At 55.1% G+C, this 19,298-nt stretch carries 18 protein-coding genes and 1 other RNA gene; 1 reads left to right on the top strand and 18 read right to left on the bottom strand.

The genetic code is table 11. The features are described 5' to 3' along the window. Positions 1-635 precede the first annotated feature (635 nt). From B5E84_RS11955 to tadA, 18 genes are all read right to left on the bottom strand, one after another. A complete protein-coding gene (locus B5E84_RS11955) occupies positions 636-1,361 on the bottom strand; it encodes a CvpA family protein (RefSeq protein ID WP_087223027.1) in 726 nt (241 codons plus the stop codon). Continuing rightward, positions 1,358-2,200: a Cof-type HAD-IIB family hydrolase gene (locus B5E84_RS11950; protein WP_242963358.1), complete on the bottom strand. Its 843-nt coding sequence runs from the start codon at positions 2,198-2,200 to the stop codon at positions 1,358-1,360. The genes B5E84_RS11955 and B5E84_RS11950 overlap by 4 nt, the downstream gene beginning before the upstream one ends. Further along, positions 2,193-4,961, bottom strand: a complete 2,769-nt coding sequence (locus B5E84_RS11945; protein ID WP_087223025.1) for a hypothetical protein — start codon at positions 4,959-4,961, stop codon at positions 2,193-2,195. Before B5E84_RS11945 ends, B5E84_RS11950 begins: the two co-directional genes overlap by 8 nt. Before the next feature lie 30 nt (positions 4,962-4,991). Then, positions 4,992-5,588, bottom strand: coding sequence for a recombination mediator RecR (recR, locus tag B5E84_RS11940; RefSeq protein WP_087223023.1), 597 nt, complete (start codon positions 5,586-5,588; stop codon positions 4,992-4,994). 1 nt (position 5,589) lies between these two features. Further along, positions 5,590-5,943 (bottom strand): YbaB/EbfC family nucleoid-associated protein, encoded by a 354-nt coding sequence (locus B5E84_RS11935; protein ID WP_087223021.1) that lies wholly within the window; start codon positions 5,941-5,943, stop codon positions 5,590-5,592. An 11-nt stretch (positions 5,944-5,954) separates the two neighbouring features. Continuing rightward, positions 5,955-7,676 carry a DNA polymerase III subunit gamma/tau gene (gene dnaX, locus B5E84_RS11930; protein WP_087223019.1) on the bottom strand — a complete coding sequence of 574 codons (1,722 nt, stop codon included), beginning with the start codon at positions 7,674-7,676 and terminating at the stop codon, positions 5,955-5,957. 18 nt (positions 7,677-7,694) lie between these two features. Continuing rightward, positions 7,695-8,777, bottom strand: a complete 1,083-nt coding sequence (locus B5E84_RS11925) for a 6-phosphofructokinase (RefSeq protein WP_087223017.1) — start codon at positions 8,775-8,777, stop codon at positions 7,695-7,697. Between the two features lie 99 nt (positions 8,778-8,876). Next, complete coding sequence (locus B5E84_RS11920) at positions 8,877-10,181, bottom strand: acyl-CoA reductase (protein WP_087223015.1); 1,305 nt, start codon at positions 10,179-10,181, stop codon at positions 8,877-8,879. Beyond that, positions 10,168-11,352, bottom strand: coding sequence for a LuxE/PaaK family acyltransferase (locus tag B5E84_RS11915; protein WP_087223013.1), 1,185 nt, complete (start codon positions 11,350-11,352; stop codon positions 10,168-10,170). Before B5E84_RS11915 ends, B5E84_RS11920 begins: the two co-directional genes overlap by 14 nt. 261 nt (positions 11,353-11,613) lie before the next feature. Then, positions 11,614-11,875: signal recognition particle sRNA large type (gene ffs / locus B5E84_RS11910), an RNA gene on the bottom strand. A 188-nt stretch (positions 11,876-12,063) separates the two neighbouring features. Continuing rightward, positions 12,064-12,690: an HAD family hydrolase gene (locus B5E84_RS11905; RefSeq protein WP_087223011.1), complete on the bottom strand. Its 627-nt coding sequence runs from the start codon at positions 12,688-12,690 to the stop codon at positions 12,064-12,066. A gap of 36 nt (positions 12,691-12,726) precedes the next feature. After that, positions 12,727-13,710 (bottom strand): SIS domain-containing protein, encoded by a 984-nt coding sequence (locus B5E84_RS11900; protein WP_087223009.1) that lies wholly within the window; start codon positions 13,708-13,710, stop codon positions 12,727-12,729. A 55-nt stretch (positions 13,711-13,765) separates the two neighbouring features. Beyond that, entirely contained in the window at positions 13,766-14,608 is an 843-nt protein-coding gene (locus B5E84_RS11895) for a PTS system mannose/fructose/sorbose family transporter subunit IID (RefSeq protein ID WP_087223007.1), read from the bottom strand. Between the two features lie 14 nt (positions 14,609-14,622). Continuing rightward, on the bottom strand, positions 14,623-15,426 hold the full coding sequence (locus B5E84_RS11890; RefSeq protein ID WP_087223005.1) for a PTS mannose/fructose/sorbose/N-acetylgalactosamine transporter subunit IIC: 804 nt from the start codon (positions 15,424-15,426) through the stop codon (positions 14,623-14,625). A gap of 268 nt (positions 15,427-15,694) precedes the next feature. Continuing rightward, the gene (locus B5E84_RS11885) at positions 15,695-16,162 is read right to left on the bottom strand and encodes a PTS sugar transporter subunit IIB (protein ID WP_087223003.1); all 468 of its coding nucleotides are present in this window, start codon (positions 16,160-16,162) and stop codon (positions 15,695-15,697) included. After that, complete coding sequence (locus B5E84_RS11880) at positions 16,159-16,581, bottom strand: PTS sugar transporter subunit IIA (protein ID WP_087223001.1); 423 nt, start codon at positions 16,579-16,581, stop codon at positions 16,159-16,161. The genes B5E84_RS11885 and B5E84_RS11880 overlap by 4 nt, the downstream gene beginning before the upstream one ends. A gap of 398 nt (positions 16,582-16,979) precedes the next feature. Next, positions 16,980-17,702 carry a GntR family transcriptional regulator gene (locus tag B5E84_RS11875; protein ID WP_087222998.1) on the bottom strand — a complete coding sequence of 241 codons (723 nt, stop codon included), beginning with the start codon at positions 17,700-17,702 and terminating at the stop codon, positions 16,980-16,982. Positions 17,703-17,796: 94 nt separating this feature from the next. Further along, the gene (tadA, locus tag B5E84_RS11870; protein WP_330374238.1) at positions 17,797-18,279 is read right to left on the bottom strand and encodes a tRNA adenosine(34) deaminase TadA; all 483 of its coding nucleotides are present in this window, start codon (positions 18,277-18,279) and stop codon (positions 17,797-17,799) included. 245 nt (positions 18,280-18,524) lie between these two features. Here tadA and B5E84_RS11865 point away from each other — a divergent pair, with 245 nt between their 5' ends. Continuing rightward, positions 18,525-19,220, top strand: a complete 696-nt coding sequence (locus tag B5E84_RS11865; protein ID WP_087223033.1) for an anaerobic ribonucleoside-triphosphate reductase activating protein — start codon at positions 18,525-18,527, stop codon at positions 19,218-19,220. Positions 19,221-19,298 lie beyond the last annotated feature (78 nt).

Here is a 19,298-nt window from a genome sequence, read left to right as displayed (position 1 = left end):
CGCCGCCAGCGTTCATCCTGAGCCAGGATCAAACTCTCATGTTTAAGATTTGATCGGTTCAAAACTTTAGCTTGGCTATTGTTGTTAAACCTTCATTTACTTGGTTTCGTTCTGAATTTTCTCTAAACCCAAGGCCGAAACAGCCTTTTGTTTTTAAGAATTTTCAGGGTTTTACATACTGTTTAATCTTCAATTATCAAGGTTCTTTGCTTTGTTGTTGTCTCAGCAGCAACTCTCTTATGTTATCACAAGTCGTTCGCTTTGTCAACAACTTTTTTATTTTTTTTGAGGAAGTTTTTCATTCCTCAGCGCTGTCGTTTTTCGCAGCGGTTATTGATTTTATCATAACTCGTTTGCTTTGTCAACAGCTTTTTTGAAGTTTTTTAAGAGGTTCTTTCCTCTCTCACGTGTTCCTCACGTGTGAACATACTATACCACTTTATGGCTAATCTTGTCAAGGGAATTTGTAGCTTTTTTTTAAACAATTTTTCCGGAATGAGGCAAAACACTAGATGTGCTAATTTTTCTTGATTTTATCTATATTTTGTGGATGGAAGAAAAAAACAGGACAAAGGTGATTTCTCCCTTCTGTCCTGTTTTTTCTGTAAATTGTTTACATTTTACACACAATTTATTTATAAACCGTGCAAAATACTGATAGCAAGTTTTGCTAATAGATTGTTCCTGTAGAGAAAGGTGAGGAACGCGCTGGCCTCAATTTGGTCAAAAACTGCCTTTCCCCAGGAGGTAGTAGCGAAAATCGTCAGCACCACGCTGGCAAGCCAGATGAAAATCAGGGCCTGGGACAGGCCCAGCACCGCTCCGGCGATCTGGTTGATGCCGGATAAGATCGGCAGGCGGGCCATGAGATCCAGCCAGCGCATGAGCAGGTGGAGCAGAATGAACACCGCCAGAAATACCACCACGTAGCTGATGGCGCTCACAATCATTTCCATAATATAGGAAACAAGATAGTCGGTGAAACGGTCTACTCCCAGCAGCTCATATACCTCGTTGTTATTATTTTCGATCAGGATGCCTTTTAGCTGCTCCGGCAGTTCCAGGCTTTCGATGTAGCTGCGCTGGGCGGAGGGCTGTTCTTCCTGCTCCGGAACTAGGCTGACTCCGTTTTCCAGGACGGATTCAATGCCGGAACGCACTGCGGACTGGACAATCTCGCTCTGGAGCAGAAAATCCTTCACGTAGGGGGACGCAAGGTTTACGGCCGCGATGGACATCACCAGGGCCACGATGGACACTGCCTGGCGTATAAAGCCGCGGTAGTGGCCGTACAGCGTCATTCCCACCAAATATACTGCTATCAGTACAGACAGCCAGTATTGGGTCAAAAATTCCTTCATGTCTCACTTCCAAGCACAAATTTGCGGATGGCGTAGGCGACACCGTTTTCAGAATTGGTCAGGGTCACATAGTCCGCCCGCTCTTTGAGGAAATCCCCGGCGTTTCCCATGGCTACCCCAAGTCCGGCCTCCTCAATCATGGTAATGTCATTTTCTCCGTCTCCAAAGGCCATGGTCTCCTCCCTGGAAAGTCCCAGATGGGCGGCAAGGCGCAAGATACCCTCGCCCTTTGTGGCTCCTTTGGCGTTTATTTCCAGGTTATTGTACATGGAGGAGCTGACTACTGTGAAACCGAGGGCGTTCATTCTCTCCCGGACTTCCTCACGGCAGGATAGGTCTTTGAAGAAAATATTCAGTTTCTCGATCTTCTCCCCGGTGGCGGCTACGTGGTCGCGGATGCTGGGGTAGGCGTCGCGGACGGATTTTATAAATGCTTTTCCGGCTCCGGTGATGCCGTACTCCTCCAGATGGTCCAGAAAACGCTGTTCGCAGACACCGCGGCCATTGATATAGGCGTCGTACATCACAGGGTATTCCATGGCGATGTCAATGATCTTCAGGGCCTGCTCCGGCTCCAGAAGGCGGCTATCAATCACCCGGCCTTCCTCCTGATCCATGATCCGGCCGCCGTTTACCGTGATGGCGTAACGGACGCCCGGGATTCCCTTGATCTCCTTCGGGACGCCTTCCAGGGTGCGGCCGGTAGTGGGGACAATGTAAACGCCCCGCTCAATGCACTCGTCCAATGCCCTCCGGTTTTCCTCCGGAAGGCATTTGTCGTCGTTTAACAATGTACCGTCTAAATCCAACGCGATTAACTTAATCTTATTCTTAATCAATGAAGTGTTCTTCCTTTAATATTAATAATCCGTTTTTGTCATACTTGGAGGAAAAGAGGTTGGCAATCCGTTTTCCCAAAGAGGGCTTGTCTGCCTTGTCAGCTGCTTCCTCAATAAGATCCTCGGCATTCCGTTTGGTAAGGGGGATTCCTTCCTCCTCCATGATCTCGATTCGCTCGTAGAGGGCAAGCATACTCTTTCCGGTGATGCTGCAGTCGATGTCGGCGGCGTATTTGCAGGCGTACTGGGCAAACTCGTCAATGTCCATTTCCTCCTCCTGCTCCTCGCCGGCCTCGTCCTCGTAGCCGTCGCCGCTTTCATCCTCATAGTAAGCGTCCTCGTACGCGGCTGGATCCTCACCGGAAATGTACTCGTCTTCTTCCTCATCTTCCGGCTCCTCGCCAAAGAGCTCTGCCTGGAGACGGTAAGCGGCCTCCTCCGCGGCGAGACGGGCCTGTTCTTCCTCAGCGCGGGCGCGTTCTTCCGCTTCGCGGCGGGCTTGTTCCTCGGCGCGGGCTTTCTCCGCGGCCGCAAGGTGGGCCTGCTCCTCCGCGCGGGCTTTCTCCGCGGCTGCAAGGCGGGCCTGCTCCTCCGCGCGGACTTTCTCCGCGGCTGCCTGGCGGGCCTGTTCCTCCGCACGGGCTTTTTCCGCGGCCGCAAGGCGGGCGGCCTCTCTGGCGCGGGCCTCCTCAGCCGCTTTGCGGGCAGCTTCGGCACGGGCAATCTCCGCCTCTTTTTCCGCCTGCTGGCGGATGGCGGCCTCCACGCTGGCGATTTCCGCGGCGTCAGGCTCCTGTCCGGCGCCGATACACTCAAATTTGCAGGCCAGCTCCGGATTCTGCCGGTGGAGCGTTTCCATCCGCTCCGGTGTATCAATCAGCACAACCACCGTGCCGTTCTGATCCTGCTCCATGAACTCGTTTAACTCGTCCAGAACGGTTTTGGAAAGATCTCCCGCTCCTTCTACCACCAAATCCCGGCCCACCAGCTGGGGGGCTACGGACATGATGCCCTTTTTATCCAGTTTGAAACCGGAAATTTTTGCTATGGGGTGCTTTGTGCCCAGCTCTCTGTGAATCTGGCGCAGGGCGGACAAAGCCATTTCCAGGCCTCGCTCCGGGGTGGATGCCTCAATCATCAGATGGTTGGTCTCTCTGCCCGGCTCGCTTTCGTCATCCCCGGTTTCCGGCTCCGCCTCGGGAAGGATTTCCTCCGGCTGGGGAATCACCCGCTGCACCACCGGAGCATTTTCATCCTCCGGCTCCGGAGCGTAGACAGGCACCGGAGCCGCGGCGGGCGCGGGAATTTCCGGCTCTGCCGGCTTTGTTTCTTCCGGATGGGGGGCCGGCGTCATGCCCGGCATCACCTCGCGGATGTCGCGGAGCACCTTGGTGCGGGCCAGACTGCCCGCCTCCGGCTCCTCGCCGGGAGCGATCTTAGCCATCTCTCTTGCCAGGTTTTCCTGGGCCTCTGCCTCTCTCATCTTTGCCTCCAGCACCTGGTCGATGGACGGGGCGGGCGCGGATGGGGCCTGATCTCCGGAAACGGCAGTCTCCGGATGGCCCTGGGTCGCCGGGGAAACAAATTCCGGGCCGGGCGCAGCCGAGGAAACCTCCGTCTGGGCGGGCGTCCCCTGGAAAGCAGGGGCGGTTCGCGTCTGAGGCTCCTGGTAAACGGGTTCCTCCTGAGACGCGGTCTGAGAGAAGGAATCCTGGGGAATATCCGGCTGGAAAGCGGGGGCTGGCTGCTGCGCGTAGCCTTCGCCATAGGCGGCAGCCGTCTCCTGATACGCTCTCTCCTGTTCATCCCGGTAACTGTAGGCCCTTGGCGCCTCCTCGTAAATCCCTCTGGGATCCTCCTGATAAGCTGCCTTCGCAGCCTCGTACTCGGCCTCGGCGGCAGCCGTCTGATAGGCGGCCTGTTCCCTGCCGTTCTGGTAAATCATATCTTCCTCTGAGCGATACTCCGGCTGTCTGTAATCCTGAGGCACCTCCTCCTCAATCACCGGGCCGCCGTAGTTTTCCTGGGGGTAGGGCTGGGACATATCCGCAACCGTTCCGTAAGCGCCCGGGCCTGGAGTGGGGTAGTCGCCGATCACCGGACCATTGTCCATGTATCCCCGCTCTACGGCCCGCAGTCTGGCCTCGTATTTATCACGGTTTTCCACCAGATCTCTCTGATAGGAAGTGAGGGGGGCGTACTGGAGTTTCAGCTCCATGGCCTTATCCACGTATTTTCCGATGCCGAACATCACCATGATCTTGTCGCAGAGGCGCACGCAGTCGTTTCCGCGGCCTAACTGGTGGTAAAGCACTGCCAGCTCGTACATCCATTTCTCGTCCAGCTCCTCGGAGGTGTACTGCTCCAGGGAGTGTACCAGCTGCTCGGCAGGTGCCCCCTTGGCCCGCAGAATCATGTAGCGGAGCAGGTGCTGCCTGGAATCCTCCGACGCCAGGTTGCAGAACTCCCGGTAGTAGTCCTCGGCCTCCTCAATGTTATTCTCCTTCAGAGCCAGATCGGTGAGCTTGTAGAGCAGGCGTTTGCCGGCAGGAGCCCGCTCGAACGCCAAAAGCAGGATGTTTTTGGCCTCGCCGTACTCCTCATTCTTCTCATAGATCTGCGCCACCATAGACAGAAGATTGGTGCTGCGCACCCGCCTCCAGTCAATGGCGTCCGCGATCTTCATCGCGGTTTTGTAATCTCCTTCGTTGATCCGTTTCTTTATCTGTTCAACCTTTATGTTAAACTCGCGTTTATCCATCTTCGCTTCTCCTACTGCTTAACTTCTCGGCTACAGCTCTGTTCTGCCCTCCAGGGCCCGCAGAAGGGTAACCTCGTCTATGTATTCCAAATCGCCTCCAACCGGCACTCCGCTGGCGATCCTGGTAACCTTGATCCCCGTTGGCTTGATCAGCTTGCTGATATACATGGCTGTCGTTTCCCCCTCCAGGCTGGAATTAGTGGCAATGATCACCTCATCCACATCTCCCTGGAGCCGCTGCATCAGTTCCTTCAGCTTGATGTCATTGGGGCCGATCCCCAGCATGGGGGAAATGGCTCCGTGCAGGACGTGGTAAACGCCCTCGTACTTTCCTGTCTTTTCGTAGGCGGCTAGGTCTCTGGTATTTTCCACCACCATGATGACTCTGTGGTTTCTCCTGTCGCTGCTGCAGATGGGGCAAAGCTCCTTGTCTGTAAGGGTGAAACACTCCTTACAGTACCGCACCCCCGTCCTGGCTTTTATGAGGGCGTCGGACAGGCTCTGCACCTGCTCTACCGGCATATTAATGATGTGGAACGCAAGGCGCTGAGCGGACTTCGCGCCCACTCCGGGGAGCTTGGACAGCTCCTCGATCAGTTTTGTTATCTGACTGCCGTAGTAATCCATATCAGAACGGGAAACCTCCGCCCAGACCGCCCAGGCCGCCAGTGAGCTTGGACATGGCCTCTCCGGACGCCTCGTCTACCTGACGGAGCGCCTCATTGGTAGCCGCTACGATCAGATCCTCCAGCATCTCGATGTCCTCCGGATCCACAACCTCCTCGGACAGCTTTACGGCAACGACTTCTTTTTTGCCGGAAACGGTGACGGAAACGGCTCCGCCGCCGGCCTGGGCCGTATATTCCTTAGACTCCAGCTCCTTCGTCGTCTCCTCCATCTGACGCTGCATTCTCTGCGCCTGTTTCATGAGATTTGTCATATTGCCAGGCATTCCGCCTGGAAAACCGCCACGTTTTGCCATGGTGTTACCTCCTAAAAATCTTCTTCTTCAATATTTGTGTGTATCTTTTCTTCCATTTCCCGGCGGCTGACGTAAATGGTGTCAAACCGCTCGCCGGCTCCTGCCAGCCTTGTTTTAAAATAAATGGTCTTTCCGTAGGCCGCCTCCACGTGGCGTTCGATTTCGCCCAATGTGGTGGGGCGGTTGCCGATGTAGTACGCGTCCGGCGAGGTGAATACAATGCACAGGCAGCTTTCCCCGCTTGGCTCCACTACCGTATTGCGGAAATTGGAGCGGACGGAGCCGCCGATCTCCCGGATGATTTTGCCCCACTCATTTCTCACCAGGTTTAAATCCTCTAACTGCCCTGGAGGCAGCTCTACCTGGCGGGGGGGCGTCTGGACGGGAGCCGCGGATGCGCCCGCAGGCGGCTGGTTCCCGGTGGGAACGCCGGAAACAGACGCTGGCTGGCCGCCGGGACTCATCCCGGCAGTCCCCGGGTTTCCCGGAGCCTGGGCCGTCCCGCCGCCTCCGGTTCCCGGCGGGGCGGATGCCGGAAATCCGGCAGGTCCGAAACCTCCGCCGGCCGCGGCAAAGCTTCCATCCTCCAGCCTGTCCTCTATGTCCTGAATACGCTGCAGGATAGAATCCAAATTATGCTCCATCGCCGGTTTTGTCAGCTTGATAAAGGCCAGCTCCACCAGCACCCGTTTCTGGCTGCCGTAGCGAATCTGGTTGGACAGCTCGGAAAATACCCGGATATAGCGCATAAGCGTCTCCGGATCCTCCAGGGCGGCCTCCTCCTTCATCAGCCTGATGTTGTCCTCTGACATTTCCAGAATCGTCTCCGCGTCATCTGCCGTGCCCAGCAGAAGGAGGTTTCTCATATACCAGATAAAATCATTGACAAACTGCCCCAGCTCCCGGCCCTGGTTTACCAGGTCCTCCAGCTGATAAATGCAGGCTTTGGTGTCCTTTTGGACCACAGCCCGGAACAGGCTGCTGAACACAGTGGTGTCCACGGCCCCCAGCACCTCCAGCACATTGTCATAGGTGAGGAGCTTTCCGTAGTGGAAGGCCACGCACTGATCTAAAAGGCTTAAGGCGTCACGCATGGAGCCGTCCGCCGCCTTCGCGATGTAAGAGAGGGCTTTTTCCTCCACCTGGATCCCCTCCGCGTCCGTCAGCTCCTTCAGACGGGCCACCAGAGTGGGGATGGAGATCCGCTTAAAGTCATATCTCTGGCACCGGGAGAGCACGGTGATGGGGATTTTGTGCACCTCGGTGGTAGCCAAAATGAAAATGACGTAGGACGGCGGCTCCTCCAGAGTTTTTAACAGGGCGTTGAACGCGCCTGTGGAGAGCATATGCACCTCGTCAATAATATAAACCCGGTATTTTCCTTCCGTCGGGGGATACTGGACCTGCTCCCTGATTTCGCGGATGTTTTCCACGCCGTTATTGGAGGCGGCGTCGATTTCCACCACGTTTAAGGAGGAGCCGGACAGGATCCCGCGGCAGGTCGGACACTCATTGCACGGGCTCCCGTCCTGTGGATGCTCACAGTTGACAGCCCGTGCAAATATTTTCGCGATACTGGTCTTACCTGTTCCGCGGGTCCCGCAGAACAGGTAAGCGTGTCCGATTCTCTGTGATGTGATCTGATTCTGTAATGTCTGTACGATATGGTCCTGGCCCTTGACGTCGTCAAACGTGGTGGGCCGCCATTTTCGATACAGTGCTGTGTATGACATAGAAAATCCCTTCTGTCTTTACTTGTCCCCAAAGCAGATGCCCAAGGTCCTGGCCTCCGCGATCATGGGACATTTCGGGTCTACCGTCTTTAATTTTCCAGCCACTTCCTCAAGGGGCACTTTGGTCAGCTCGTTGTTCTTCATCGCTACCATGTAGCCGTACTCCTCCTTCTGGATCAGCACGGCGGCGTAAGCGCCCATGCGGCTGGATAAAGCTCTGTCGTAAGGACAGGGCTCGCCGCCTCTCTGCATATGGCCCGGGACGGTGACACGGACCTCCTGGCCCGTCTGCTCCGTGATCTTGGCCCCGATCTCGTAGGCCACAGACGGATAGATCAGACCGGATTTTTTCTTCTCCTTCAGCTCTTTTTTCGTGAGTTTCGCGTCCTCCTTGGAAATGGCGCCCTCGGCCACGGCTACGATGGAGAACCGTTTGCCTTTCTTCTGTCTGGCCTTTAACGCCTTTACCACGACGTCGATGTCGTAGGGGATCTCCGGGAGAAGAATGATGTCCGCCCCGCCTGCAACGCCGGCGTAAAGGGTGAGCCAGCCTACTTTGTGTCCCATGATCTCTACAATGAATACACGGCCATGGCTGGCTGCGGTGGTGTGGATGCAGTCGATGGCGTTGGTTGCGATATTTACGGCGCTCTGGAAACCGAAAGTCATGTCGGTGCCCCAGAGGTCATTGTCAATGGTCTTGGGGAGAGATACCACGTTTAAGCCTTCCTCTCTTAAGAGGTTGGCCGTTTTCTGGCTCCCGTTTCCGCCAAGGACTACCAGGCAGTCCAGTTTTAATTTGCGGTAGGTCTGTTTCATGGCCTCTACCTTGTCCAGGCCATTCTCATCCGGCGTGCGCATCAGCTTGAACGGCTGTCTGGAGGTTCCTAAAATGGTGCCGCCCCTGGTGAGAATACCGGAAAAATCTCTCGGTTTCATCTGGCGGTAATCGGCATAGATCAAACCTCTGTAGCCATCCTCAAAGCCGATGATCTCCACTTCGTCATGGTAATAATTATACAGCCCTTTCGCGACTCCTCGCATAGTGGCGTTCAGCGCCTGGCAGTCGCCGCCGCTTGTAAGCATTCCAACCCTTTTCATCTCAACACACCCTTTCCTTTTCGCTCCGGCGAAAATAGTTATAGTATACCCATTTTGTAATTATAATACAAAGGGAAATGGGGGGCAAGGGAAAATTTCTTACGGAATCTGCACGGAAACCCGCTTGGCATACCGTCTCATGGAGAACTCACCGTCGTGGGGTTCGCCTTCGTAGCTCACGGATAAGTGGGCTGGAGAGGTGAGGCGGACAGCCCCGGCGGCAAGCAATCGCTCCTCCAGACGGCTGGCCGCGCTCTCCTCCAGGTTTTGTATGCCCAGGACGGACACGGTCTGGAGCTTTCCTTTATAAGGGCGCAGTCCGCTGACGATGCTGGAGGCGGGGAGGGGGCGAATCCAGCAGTTTCCGTATTGGAGAGAGGGCTCTAAGCGGCTGTCTCCGTAAACGGTGACGCTGCAATGGCGACCCCGCAGGATCCGTTTCCGCTCATGGAGGGATTCCAGCTCCCCGGTGCGCAGTTCCAGGGCGATGGCCGCCTGCCGCTTTCTCTCCTCCAGAGTTTTGGGGGCGCGGGCGGCATATTCCGTTTCCAGGGCTTTTAAAAAACGGCGGCCCACCTCCAGGAGCGTTCCGCCTTTTTCCGTGTCCACGAAGATTCCCTGGCAGGAGCTGCACAGCAGCTGGTCGGTGCCGGCTATGTGGCGGGCGAGAAGGCGAAGGGATTGATCCAGCTCCCCGTTTATGGATGCCGCGGGCAGGTAGGCAAAGCTTAAACGGTCGCCCCATTCCACTATTTTCGTGCCGGGGGAGACGCTTTGCCGGACGGCGCGCACCGCCTCGTCCCCGCCCCAGACCACCACGGCATCCGCGGCGGCAGCCAGCTCCTCCATGGCCTTCCGGTCGTCGGAGCGGATGGGAAACAGGTACAGGAAACAGCTTAGTTTTGGTTCCAGGCGGATCAGTTCTTCGGCCAGCCAGGCAGAGACGGGATCACCGGTTCCCGGCAGCTTGACCAGGTTTATATTTCCCGTAAGCAGGCCCTCCAGGGCGGAAAATCCGGAAATTCCGTCCATATTTCCCGCCCCGATATGGAAAATGACGCCCAGGGGCCGCCATTTCTGCACATAACGGCGATCGCTCTCCGAAAACAGGCGGCCTTCTGCCAGGCCGGGGGAAAATTCCGATTCCCAGCCGGGGCCAAATTCCAGGGCCATAAGCCGCTCCAGGCTCTCCGGGCGCAGCATTTTTTCGGCCTGTTCCAGGCGGTTTGCCGCCTCCCGCTCCGACAGGCCGCCCAAGGTCAGCAGGGAGATGAGGCGGCTACGGATTTCCGCCCGTTTTAACTCCTCTCCCACGCGGCCGCAGGCGGAGATGACCTCCCTTGGGAGCAGGCGCTCTGTCTCAAGGGTATTTAATAGTTCTGATTTCCAGTTAGAATGATTCATTCACAGCCTCCTTCAGCTTTTCCGCCGCCCCGGCGGCGCAGGTAACCAGCTGTCTGGCGCCGGCACGGCCCAGGAGCTTAAAATAAGGGGTGGAACAGCCACAGGCGCAGGTTTTTCCCGGTTTCGGCCGCCCCATGACAGCCAGATCGTCGGTCATGACGCTCACCAGAGGCATTCCCGTCATAAGGGGCGTCACAAAGCTCAAAATCCCCGGTTCGCCGTCGGGAACTGGTTCTAAGGTATCGGGATTTCGCACGATCACCCGGCTGTACACCGGCACGTGGAAATGGCCCTCTTTGCAGCAGCGGTAGAGGATGTTGTGCTCCACCGCGCTGAAAAACTCAAACACCCGGGCGGACGGGATGCCGAACACCCGCTCCACCAGATGGTAGAGCTCGTCTCTGCCAATTTCCTGCCGCCAGAAGGTTTTCCAGCCGCCGCTCATGAGCACGCAGGAGGACGGCGGCAGAGACAGGCGGATGCCCCGTTTATCAAGCTCTGACGCCAGGAAAAAGATATAGGACGGAAAGCCTACAATCCGCAGAGGCAGGCGGAAGGGGGATTCCGTCTGTTCTTCTTTTATCAGTCGGGACAGTTCCCGGCGAAGGCCGTCCCGGTTGAGGCGGTATTCTCCGTCTTCGTCCCGTTTCAAAGCGTAAGTGCGGCTGGCCGCCGGGGCCGCGAAGGTGGCGCCGAAGGCCGTCTGGACGGTTCCCGTTTCCACTCCGGCGTAGGGCTCGTAGCCCATGACCAGGTAGCGGCAGGGCACCGGAGAGAAGATCCCGTGATAGCTGAGAACGGTTTTTACCATGGCCGCGCCGCAGGCCAGGGAGGAGAAATCGTAAATCACCCGGCTCCGCACTCCCCCGGTGCCGGAGGAGACGGCGGTATGACGCACCTGGTTTTTGGGGATGGAATAGAGACGGTTTCTCTTGATGTAAAGGGTGGGGATCACGGGAATTTTCCAGAGATCTTCTTCCCCTTTGATCATCCGGGGCGAAAAATTTTCCCGTTCCAGAATTCGGGCGTAGCGGGGGCAGCGGCTGGCGTGCCAGCTCACATTTTCCCGGACTGCCTCCAGGAAAAGGGCGCTGCTGCCGGATAGGTCGTATGGGTCCTCCCAGCGGAATAGGCGGGGTCTGGGGGAATTTGTGTTTGTTGTATTTGGCATCGGATACCTCCTTGCGGTTTGAGGGCGAGGCGAGGGGTCTGGGGGTTCGCGTTTTTCTTTATTATAGCTTATATTGGAAATATATAAAGAGCGGGCGGGATAATTAAAGAATTTGAAAGAAATAGAGGGCTTATAGTTTTATATTAGAAGGGTTCTATGAAATGGGAGCTAAAGCTCTGAAAATGAGAATTGAACGAAAAAATATCCGGCCGCAGATCTCTCTGCTCCGGACATTCTTATCTGTCAAATATTATTTTTAATCCGTGCGTCCTGTTTTGTACATCCACCACAGACGTTACTCCCGCAGCCAGCTCAGTCCAGGCTGCCTTGCGGCACATAGGAGGTTTCACTTAGTGCTGCTGCATTCCTGCCCTGACACGGTTCATGAATTCCTATTGCGCAAGACCCAAACGTCATCGCCGCTTACGAAAGGCAGCTCTGCAGTAAAATGTCCGGGACAGGACATCACCCCTGCTAGAGCGGATTGCAGGTACAGGGCACCGCTATCTCCCCGGCTGCACGGAAACTTTATGACAATCTCGCTGTGCCGGCAAAATGTCTGCCAGCTTGTTTAGTATAAACGGTTGCGGGGGGTTTGTCAAGGTGGGAGGACGGGAGTTTTCAGGGTTCTTCCCGTTTTCCGCCCCCGTTCCCCACTTTTGAAACTTATTAAATTTTTACAAACGGCCCGTGTCTGTAGCCCCCGTCTCCCTACAGGAATTCCAGCAGTTCCGTAAGCTGTGTTAATATCTCATCGGCGGCGGACTGATCCAGATGTTCCCCATGGCGCGGCTTTAACGCGTACACCGTCAGCCCCGCCCCTTTCGCGGAGGCGATGCCTGTGGGAGAGTCCTCCACCGCTGCCGCCTCTCCGGATTTTAACCCCAGCGCCGCCAGCGCTTTCTCGTAGATCTCCGGGGCCGGTTTATGGGCCAGGCATTCTGTCCCGCTGATGACAAAATCCACCAGTCCGCCCACATCCGCCGCGTTTATCATCGCCTGAATGGCCGCCGGCTCGGAGGAGGAAGCGATCGCCACCTTTAGCCCCCGCCGTTTTAACTCCTCAAACAGCGGCTTTACCAAAGGATCCACCAGCTTTTCATAGGGTTCCGGATGATGGGCCCGGTATTCCCGGTACTCCAGCATCATCTTCTCCCTGAGACAGGGATCATCCGGCACCAGCGTTTCCCAGATCGCCTTTTCGTTAGAGCCGGTAAAATCCGTATTCTCCCGGCGGACAAATCCCTTTTCCCGAAGATACGCCTCCCGTCTCTGCTGATAAAAATATTCCGTATCGGCCAGCACGCCGTCCATATCAAAGATGATCCCTTTTTTCATCCCAGGCTCCTCCCGCGTTTCAAACACTTTTTTCGATCAATACTCCAGTTTCCACATATAGCGGCGCTTTGTCAGGGGATGCTGACGGATATAGGAAAGCTCCTCCGCGAATACCCGGAACACCGCAGTGTGCAGCAGGGGGTTGAAATAGGTGGCCACGTCGCTGCTCACCGCAGAGGTAAGGCCGTAGTCCTTGGCGTCCACCACCGTAGTCAGAGCATCGAACCGCTCTAAGAACGTCAGGGCGCGGGAATCAATGGCTCTCGTCTTTCCATCGTTCATCAGCAGGATAAAGGGCACATTCTTGTCCACAATCTCAAACGGTCCGTGGAAAAACTCGCCGGCGTGGAAACTACCGGAGTTGATCCACTGCATTTCCATCATCAGGCAGATGGATGTGGAGTAAGCCACCTCGGCGCTGGCGCCGCTGGACATCACATAGACGACGGGAGCGTCTTTGTACGCCTCCGCGAACTCTTTCGCGGCCTTGCGGGCGGCCTGAGCGGAAGTTTCCGCCAGCTCGAAAATATTCTCAAAGCCTTCTACCATCTTGTCATATTTCTCATAACCTTCCGTCTGCTGAAGGATTTCCAGGGCAAGAGCCATTACATAGCCCATTTTTTCCAGCTTTGCCGCGTAGTTTGCCTCAAAACCGTGTACGATAGAGTAATCTGCCTCTTTTGTCAGGGCGGAACCTGCGGCGTGGGTGACGCTGACTACCGTCGCTCCCGCTGCCTTGGCCACAGAATTGGCTTTTACAGTCTCAGGGGTGCTGCCGCCCAGGGACGCGGTGATCACCACTGTGGTCTCCCCCAGCCAATCCGGAGTGTCGTAATTGAACTCATTGGCGGTGTAATGGGCGACGCGCAGCTTTTTGCTGGCGTTTGCCAGGAAATACTTGGCCGGGTAAAGCTCGGACTTGGATGCGCCGCAGCCTACAAACACTACATTTTCCACGGTTTTCTTGCTGAGAATGTCTGCTACAATCTGTTTCGGTACGCTTAAATCAATGTTATACATATGTTACCTCCTGAATCCTTTTTTACTTAATATGCAAACCGGTTTCCTCACCGGATTACGCCAAAATACCCACAACATTCAGTAATATGCCGCCCAGAATACAGATGAGCAGCAGCCAGCTGGTCTTAAATTTCTTTTTAATCATCCAATACATGAGCATAGTCGCCCCAAGGGAAATCGCCTGCGGAAGAATGCTGTCCACAATATCCTGCAGCACCAACCCTGTACTTTCAAACACCAGCGGGGTCGTGATCCCTACCATACTGGCAACCATGGCGCCCACCACCATCAAGCCTACGATTCCGCAGACCTGCATGAGCTGGTCCATCAGGTTTCCGGTCTGAAGTTTGGAAAGGTATTTGCTGCCCATGGTATAGCCCAACTTGCCGCCGAACCAGGTCACAAACCAGGACGGCACAAAGGAAATTACCATTGCCAGGATGGGGCCTAAAATGCTGCCCTGCTGCGCCAGGGAAATGCCCAGGCCAAAGGCGATGACGCGGACCGTTCCCTGAAAGAAGGAATCGCCGACACCGGACAGGGGGCCCATTAAGGATGTTTTTACCGCGTTGATCGTTTCCGGATTGAAATTTTCCCGGTCTGCGGCATACTGTTCCTCCATGGAGGCGGACAGCCCCAGCACAAACGCGCTGGTCTGCGGCGTGCAGTTATAAAATGCCATATGCCGTTCATACGCCTCTTTTTTATGTGCCAGCTGCTCCGGATCGTTTTCATCGGGATACAGCCGGTCAATGGTCGGCGCAATGCCGTATAAAAATCCCATGTTCATCTGCCGCTCGTAGTTCCACGACGCCTGGATCGCCCAGGAGCGCCAGAAAAACTGCCAGTATCTCTGAAAGCTGCTGCACTCTTTCTTAGAACCCTTTGTACTGCTCATATCGTTCCCTCCTTTTACGCTTCCAGCGGATCATCGTCGTCCTCCAGCGGGTCGTAATCGTCGCTGGATTCTCCGCCTGCACTGTTTCCTCCCCTGCTCCCGTTCTTGCTGATGATGAAAGCCAGGATGCAGGCAAAAATGGCGATTGCCGTAATGTTAAGCCCCAGATAGCCTACCATGAAAAAGCCTAACAGGAAGTATGCGGTCAGATCCCTGTTGAGCATGGTGGAAAGCAGAAGGGCGATACCGTAAGCGGTGAGGAATTTGGCTCCCAGGTTCAGGCCATCGGTCAGCCACGCCGGGATCACCTCCACCAGTTTCTGTACAAAATCCGTACCTACAAAAACCGCCAGGAAGATGGGGACAAAATACATCAGCGCATACAGCAGCGTGCCCCAGACGATGTGCATACTCCGGGCCCGCCCGAAGTTTCCGGCCTCGATGGCGCGGTCTGCCGCATGGGTTAAATTCGCCAGAACCGTGCGCATCAGCACACCAATCATCTGTCCCAGCACCGCGATGGGAATGGCAATGGTCAGGGCCGTCTCCGCGCTGGCTCCCGTCAGGATCGCGAATGCCGTGGAAATGATCGCCGCCATATTCATGTCAGGCGGCGCGGCCGCTCCTATGTTTACAATACCCAGGCTGATCAGCTCCAGCGTGGCTCCCATGGCCAGTCCGGCGGGCAGATCTCCCAGAACCAGTCCCACCAGGGTAGCTGTGATCAGCGGACGCTCCAGATTCAGACGCCCCAGCAGCCTGGAATCCAGAATGCAGAGAACGCCGATGAGTCCGAGGATGAGGGATGTAACAAACATTTCTTATTTCCTCCTTTTACTCTGAAAGCCCCGGATGGCGGCGATATAGATGGGCGTGCTCGCGCGCACAGATATATCGGCATCAGACGGGCAAGACGGTATGAGAAAGCAGGGCGGCAGCCCGGATTTCGAATACCGTCGGCAGATGGCGGGAACGCCGCAGGCGTGGAGCCATCTGGCTTTCATGATTTGCGATGACCGCGTCAGCGGTCATGTCCTTTTTGTAATTGCTGAGGGTATCCCGGTTTCCCAAATCCGGGATCTGGAATCAGATATTTTCCAGCACCTCTTTTTTATAACTGGGAGTCTGCTGCATATACAGCTTAATTCCCATTTCCAGCAGCCTGCGGGTGTCCGCCTGCTCCTCCTCTGTCATGAAAATGGCGCCTGCAAACTGTTTCGCCCCAGCCTTGTTTGCCAAACCGCCGTAGTTGATCTCTTTGATCTTGGGATAGGCCTCACAGAATGCCCGGAGGGTGGCCGTATTCCCAAAAATCATCATGATGTTTTCGTTTAATGTCTCCACCTTCGGCATTTTCGCAAGAGCCGTTTTGAGGGTGAAAATGTTTAACCTTACGCCTGTGGGCTTACTTAAGGAAAGAGCGGATTTTTTCAGTTCATCCGTAGCGGCCTCGTCGTCCACTACAATAATCCTCTGCGCCCCCACGTAGGAAGTCCACGCAAACACCACCTGGCCATGCAGCAAACGGTAATCCAGTCTCACCAGCTTAATCATAAGTCGTCCTCCTCATCCATATCTGCCTCGTTTACAAGTTCCGTGCAGTTCATGATCTGCTCTCTGGCCTGAGCGATAAATTCTTTCAGCTCCTCCTCACTCACCGGCCCGTCCGATGTGGCAAGGTTAATAGCCAGACAGATATTCATACCGCAGATAATCGTCAGATCGGGCCGCTCACGTAGCAGCATAAGCATATGGTTATTGACGCTGCCTCCCAGCACATCCGTGAGTATGTACACCCGATCTTCCGGAGCAAACCCGGCCAGCAGCCGTCTGACCGTCTCCAGAATACTCTCCGTTTCATCTCTGGTGGTTGCCACCGCATAGAGATTCGGCAGTTCGCCCAGAATCATCTCCACCGTATCCTTCATTCCCGCTGACATTCCCCCATGGGATGCTAAAATGATCCGGTTCATTTGTATTACCCCTCCTTTTTCTTAATTTCTTTTTGACATCTGTATCGTCATTATCGTTATAGACGTCATAGTCGTTATAATTACTATAACAGATTTCCGAAGTCTGTCAAGAATATTACAGCAAAAAATATGTTTTTGTGGGAATTGGATAAATTGAACCTGTAATTTTTAGATATTTTGACTAGGAAATTTTGATTTGCATTGACCGTGGCTTTCAAGAAGGGAGAATGAATGCAGAGCGCTCATTCTGACGGTGGCTTTTGCGGCATAGGAAACGCGGTTTCCTATAGCAGAAAACGGAGCGCGCATCCCGGCGGTGACTTTTTCATCATGGGGCAACACCGTTTCCCATGGTACAAAAAAGACAGGGCCTGCCAAAACCGGCTGCCCTGCCTTTCTCACAATTCAAACATATATCTGCTGCCAATATAATACTGGCGCCCGATGCAAAGCGGCGCGCCGCATTCGTCTACAAAATGAACATTCAAATAAAACAGCGGTTCTCCCAGCGGAACCCCCAGCCTCTGAGCCTGTTCCGCATTGGCCCGGGTGATCTCCAGCGTCCGGTAGGTCGTACCCGACGGACTGTGCCCGGAAATCCCCGCTATGGTTTCAAACAGAGAACAGTCCGTCAGATCCGCCGTCATTAAAGACCGGTACTGTTCATAAGGCAGAAACAGATTTTCCAGGAAAATCGGCTGCCCGTCCGCCGTCCTCAGTCTCTGAATATAAACCAGCAGCGCATCCGGCCCCAGGCCAAAAAATTCCTGCTCATCCTGGCGCACCGGCACGATCTGCCGCTGCAGCAAACGGGCTCCCGCTGTCATTCCATGATCCCGACACGTGTTTGTAAAACTTTTCGGAACGCTGCTTTCCATGATCTTCCGGTGAATCCGCGGCGTGCTCACAAATGTTCCCCGCCCCTGAAGTTTTACCAGATACCCTTCCGTACAAAGTTCTTCCACCGCCCGCCTGACCGTAATCCGGCTGACAGAATACTCCGCGCTCAGTTCCGGCTCCGGAGGAATCTTCTCCTTCGGCTGATACTTTCCGCTCTGGATCGCAGCCTTGATGTCCTCCTTGATCTGTTGGTATAACGGCACAACGACATTCTCTCTCATGAATCGCCCTCCCATATCATCTGTATCGTTATATACGTCTTACTTTTAATATACAGGAAAATTCCATTATGTCAAGGCGCATTTCCCATCCTGCCTATTTCTTTTTCCCTTTCCTCCGCAGCTCCCGAAAAAACTCCTTCAACATTCTGGAACACTCCTCGCCCATCACACCTACCTCCGTTTCTACCTGGTGGTTAAATCCGTCCTGGTGGAGCAGGTCTACGACAGATCCAGCGCAGCCGGCTTTGGGGTTCATGCAGCCGATGACCACCTTGGGAATCCGGGCCTGGACGATGGCTCCGGCGCACATGGGGCACGGTTCCAGGGTCACATACATGGTGCAGCCCTCCAGCCGCCAGTCTCCCATGGCGCGGCACGCTTTTTTTATGGCGGCAATTTCCGCGTGGGCCAGAGTGGTTTTGTCGGTCATGCGGCGGTTATAGCCGCGGCCGATGATCTTTCCCTCATATTCGATCACGCAGCCGATGGGCACCTCCCCCAGCGCCTCCGCCTTTCTCGCCTGACGAATGGCTTCCTTCATATATTTTTCTTCGGGTGACAACGCGATTTTCACCATGGCGATGATTTCTCCTGTTCATTGGAATTTGCCGGGCGGACATTTCCGCTACAGCCGGGGATTTTCTCTCCCGGCTATGGAAATGGCCCGGCTTTGATGTTATGATATATCTGATGCTATTATATGATGTTGAGGTCCTAAGGTCGAAAACTCTCTTGCAAGCAAGCTTGCATCGGATTTCCAATCTTTTGACTCTGGTATCATTATATAGGAAAATCAAAAAAAGAGAAAGATTGGACGGAAAAATGAAGATTTGCGGATTTCAGAAAACAACTTTGCTGGACTATCCCGGCCACGTGGCCGCGACCATATTTTTAGGGCTCTGCAATTTCCGGTGCCCCTTCTGCCACAACGCGGAGCTGCTGACAGAGGACGCCGAGGAACAGTGTACCATGGATGAGGTTTTAGACGTGCTGAAACGCCGGGCATCCCTGCTAGAGGGCGTCTGCATCACCGGCGGCGAGCCGACCCTGTCTCCCGATCTGGAAATTCTCATCCGGCGCATCCGGGAGCTTGGCCTTCTGGTGAAACTGGATACCAACGGCTATCGTCCCGACGTGGTAAAACGGCTTTGCTCCGAAGGGCTGCTGGACTACATCGCCATGGACATCAAATCCAGCCCGGAAAATTACGGAATGGTGGCCGGGGTGCCGAATATTAACACCGACACCATTTCTGAGAGCATTTCCTTTGTCCGCTCCTGCGGCGTGCCTTACGAATTCCGCACCACTGCCGTAAAGGGGCTGCACACGGAGGAGGATTTTGAGGCCATTGGCCGCTGGCTCCAGGGAGCGGAGCGGTATTTCATCCAGAATTACGTGGAATCGGACCGCGTCCTGTTCCCTGGTTTCTCCGGCTTTCGCAGGGAGGAGCTGCTGGCCTTCGCGGACATCGTCCGGCCTTATGTAGGGGAAGTCTGCCTGCGGGGCGTAGATTACTGACGGCTGGCCGGAATCATTTCCGGCGGAAAGGCGCTCCCGCAGAGAAAATGGCCGGCGGGACGGCCGCGTTCCGGCGCG

Source organism: Lachnoclostridium sp. An14, assembly GCF_002160755.1.
Classification (GTDB): Bacteria; Bacillota; Clostridia; order Lachnospirales; family Lachnospiraceae; genus Lachnoclostridium_A.
Note: the sequence above shows the minus strand (reverse complement) of the source record. Positions and strands in the feature narration are given on the sequence as shown.

What these genes read in the sequence shown, in the direction of transcription:
- B5E84_RS11955 (WP_087223027.1), bottom strand. Translation starts at nt 1,361, where the DNA reads ATGAAGGAATTTTTGACCCAATACTGGCTGTCTGTACTGATAGCAGTA.
- B5E84_RS11925 (WP_087223017.1), bottom strand. Translation starts at nt 8,777, where the DNA reads ATGAAAAGGGTTGGAATGCTTACAAGCGGCGGCGACTGCCAGGCGCTG.
- B5E84_RS11880 (WP_087223001.1), bottom strand. Translation starts at nt 16,581, where the DNA reads ATGAACCGGATCATTTTAGCATCCCATGGGGGAATGTCAGCGGGAATG.
- B5E84_RS11890 (WP_087223005.1), bottom strand. Translation starts at nt 15,426, where the DNA reads ATGTTTGTTACATCCCTCATCCTCGGACTCATCGGCGTTCTCTGCATT.
- B5E84_RS11920 (WP_087223015.1), bottom strand. Translation starts at nt 10,181, where the DNA reads ATGAATCATTCTAACTGGAAATCAGAACTATTAAATACCCTTGAGACA.
- B5E84_RS11875 (WP_087222998.1), bottom strand. Translation starts at nt 17,702, where the DNA reads ATGAGAGAGAATGTCGTTGTGCCGTTATACCAACAGATCAAGGAGGAC.
- B5E84_RS11865 (WP_087223033.1), top strand. Translation starts at nt 18,525, where the DNA reads ATGAAGATTTGCGGATTTCAGAAAACAACTTTGCTGGACTATCCCGGC.
- recR (WP_087223023.1), bottom strand. Translation starts at nt 5,588, where the DNA reads ATGGATTACTACGGCAGTCAGATAACAAAACTGATCGAGGAGCTGTCC.
- tadA (WP_330374238.1), bottom strand. Translation starts at nt 18,279, where the DNA reads ATGGTGAAAATCGCGTTGTCACCCGAAGAAAAATATATGAAGGAAGCC.
- B5E84_RS11945 (WP_087223025.1), bottom strand. Translation starts at nt 4,961, where the DNA reads ATGGATAAACGCGAGTTTAACATAAAGGTTGAACAGATAAAGAAACGG.
- B5E84_RS11895 (WP_087223007.1), bottom strand. Translation starts at nt 14,608, where the DNA reads ATGAGCAGTACAAAGGGTTCTAAGAAAGAGTGCAGCAGCTTTCAGAGA.
- B5E84_RS11915 (WP_087223013.1), bottom strand. Translation starts at nt 11,352, where the DNA reads ATGCCAAATACAACAAACACAAATTCCCCCAGACCCCGCCTATTCCGC.
- B5E84_RS11900 (WP_087223009.1), bottom strand. Translation starts at nt 13,710, where the DNA reads ATGTATAACATTGATTTAAGCGTACCGAAACAGATTGTAGCAGACATT.
- dnaX (WP_087223019.1), bottom strand. Translation starts at nt 7,676, where the DNA reads ATGTCATACACAGCACTGTATCGAAAATGGCGGCCCACCACGTTTGAC.
- B5E84_RS11905 (WP_087223011.1), bottom strand. Translation starts at nt 12,690, where the DNA reads ATGAAAAAAGGGATCATCTTTGATATGGACGGCGTGCTGGCCGATACG.
- B5E84_RS11935 (WP_087223021.1), bottom strand. Translation starts at nt 5,943, where the DNA reads ATGGCAAAACGTGGCGGTTTTCCAGGCGGAATGCCTGGCAATATGACA.
- B5E84_RS11885 (WP_087223003.1), bottom strand. Translation starts at nt 16,162, where the DNA reads ATGATTAAGCTGGTGAGACTGGATTACCGTTTGCTGCATGGCCAGGTG.